The organism is Rhodococcus sp. ARP2 (genome assembly GCF_001029585.1).
GTDB lineage: Bacteria > Actinomycetota > Actinomycetes > Mycobacteriales > Mycobacteriaceae > Rhodococcus_F > Rhodococcus_F erythropolis.
Map to the genome: position 1 here is coordinate 1 of NZ_LEKE01000012.1, position 2,784 is coordinate 2,784.

2 protein-coding genes are annotated in these 2,784 nt (G+C 64.1%); both read right to left on the bottom strand.

All coding sequences use genetic code 11. The annotated features are described in order from the left end of the window. Positions 1–1,382, bottom strand: a 1,382-nt coding sequence (locus ABX74_RS02950) for a glutamate synthase subunit beta (protein ID WP_047888180.1), incomplete at its 3' end; no start/stop codon positions are given. Further along, a partial coding sequence (locus ABX74_RS02955) for a glutamate synthase-related protein (RefSeq protein ID WP_047888181.1) occupies positions 1,375–2,784 on the bottom strand: 1,410 nt, incomplete at its 5' end. The genes ABX74_RS02950 and ABX74_RS02955, both read right to left, overlap by 8 nt.

Consider the following 2,784-nt stretch of genomic DNA (forward strand, 5'->3'; position numbering starts at 1 on the left):
ACAGCGGCTGCTGCGGAACGTCCCTCGGCGATGGCCCAGACGATCAGGGACTGACCGCGGCCCATGTCACCGGCCACGAACACGCCGTCGACGTTGGTGTTCCACTTCGACGTGCGGGCGACGTTGCCGCGCTCGTTCAAGTCGACACCGAGATCGGTGAGCAGACCCGGCTTCTCGGGACCGACGAAGCCCATTGCCAGGAGCACGAGATCGGCTTCGAGCTCGAAGTCAGAGCCCTCGACCTTCTCGAAACGACCCGACTTCATCTCGACCTCGTGAGCCTTGAGTCCGGTGACCTTGCCGTTTTCACCGACGAAGTTCTCGGTGTTGACGGAGAACAGACGCTCGCCGCCTTCCTCGTGAGCCGAAGCCACGCGGAACATGAGCGGGTACGTCGGCCACGGAGTCTGCTCGGCGCGAGTCTCCGGCGGACGCGGCATGATCTCGAACTGGTGCACGCTGGCTGCGCCCTGACGGTGCGAGGTGCCGAGGCAGTCCGCGCCGGTGTCGCCGCCGCCGATGATGACAACCTTCTTGCCCTCAGCGGTGATGGTGGGAGCGTCGAGGTCACCCAACTGCACGCGGTTGGCGATCGGCAGGAACTCCATCGCCTGGTGGATGCCGTCCAGTTCGCGGCCCGGGATCGGCAGATCGCGAGCTGCGGTGGCGCCGCCGGCCAGAACCACTGCGTCGAACTGCTCGCGCAGCTCGTCCGCGGTGATGTCCACGCCGACATTGACGTTGGTCTTGAAGACGGTGCCTTCGGCTTCCATCTGCTCGAGACGGCGGTCGATGTGCCGCTTCTCCATCTTGAACTCGGGGATGCCGTAGCGCAGCAGGCCGCCGATGCGGTCTGCCCGCTCGAAGACCGTCACTGCGTGACCGGCGCGGGTCAGCTGCTGCGCTGCAGCGAGACCGGCCGGACCACTGCCGACAACTGCGACCCTCTTGTTGGTGGCATGCGCGGCGCGAACCGGCTTGACCCACCCTTCGTCGAAGGCCTTGTCGATGATCTCGACCTCGACCTGCTTGATGGTGACCGGATCCTGGTTGATGCCCAGGACACAGGACGCCTCACAGGGTGCGGGGCACAGACGACCGGTGAACTCCGGGAAGTTGTTGGTCGCGTGCAGACGCTCGATGGCGTCGTGCCAGTGGTCCTTGAAGACCAGGTCGTTCCACTCGGGAATCAAGTTTCCGAGAGGGCAACCGTTGTGGCAGAAAGGAATTCCGCAGTCCATGCAACGGCTGGCTTGAGTCTTGAGGGTTTCGTTCGGGAACTCCTCGTAGACCTCTTTCCAGTCGAGCAGGCGCAACGGCACCGGCCGGCGAACCGGAAGTTCGCGCGACGTGTGCTTCAGGAAGCCGCTTGGATCACCCACGAGCTGCCTCCATAACTGCCTCGTCCACGTTCTTGCCATCCTTCTCTGCGGCCGCGATGGCCAAAAGAACCTTCTTGTAGTCGCGGGGCATCACCTTTGCGAAGTGACCCACCTGCTGCGACCAGTCGCCGAGGATGCGCGTGGCAACCTCGGAGCCGGTTTCGTCGCGATGACGTTCGATGACGCTCTTCAACCAGGTGAAGTCGTCGCCCGAAAGATCCTCGAGGTCCACCAGTTCGGTGTTGAGGTTCTTCTCGAATGCCTTGTCGGGGTTGTAGATGTACGCGACGCCACCGGACATGCCGGCGCCGAAGTTACGTCCGGTGGCTCCGAGGATGACCACCTTTCCACCCGTCATGTACTCGCAACCATGATCGCCCACACCCTCGACGACGGCAGTGGCGCCGGAGTTACGGACTGCGAAGCGTTCGCCGACGACACCGCGAAGCAGAGCCTCGCCGCTGGTGGCGCCGAACAGGATGACGTTGCCACCGATGATGTTGTCCTCGGCGACAAAGCCTTCCGCTGCATCGAGCGGCGGGCGTACGACGATGCGTCCACCCGAGAGGCCCTTGCCGACGAAGTCGTTGGCGTCGCCGTGCAGGCGCAGGGTCATACCGCTCGGCACGAAAGCACCGAAGCTGTTACCGGCGGAACCGGTGAACGTGATGTCGATGGTGCCCTCGGGCAAGCCCTCTCCACCGAACGCCTTGGTGACCTCGTGGCCGAGCATGGTGCCGACCGTGCGGTTGACGTTGGTGATCGCGGACTCGAACGAGACCGCCTCACCCTTGTCGAGTGCGTTGCGGGCCGAAACGATCAACTGCTGATCGAGTGCCTTGTCGAGACCGTGATCCTGTGTGCCGGTGCAGTGGAGGTCCTGGTCCATGAACGCGGACTCGACCTGGGTCAGGATCGGCGACAGGTCGAGATTGCCTGCCTTGCTTCCCTTCCAGTGATCGAGAGCGCGTGTGGTGTCCAGCATGTCGACCTGGCCGACGGCTTCGAGCAGCGTGCGGAAACCGAGTTCGGCGAGAAGCTCGCGAACCTCTTCGGCGATGAACATGAAGAAGTTCTCGACGAATTCCGGCTTGCCACTGAAACGCTGACGCAGCAACGGGTTCTGCGTCGCGACACCGACGGGGCAGGTGTCGAGGTGGCAGACGCGCATCATGATGCAGCCCGAGACCACCAGCGGTGCGGTGGCGAAACCGAACTCCTCGCCGCCGAGCAGGGCAGCGACGACGACGTCGCGACCCGTCTTGAGCTGGCCGTCGACCTGCACGACGATGCGGTCACGAAGACCGTTGAGCAGCAACGTCTGCTGGGTCTCGGCCAGGCCGAGCTCCCACGGTGCGCCCGCATGCTTGACGGAGGTAAGCGGGGTGGCACCGGTGCCACC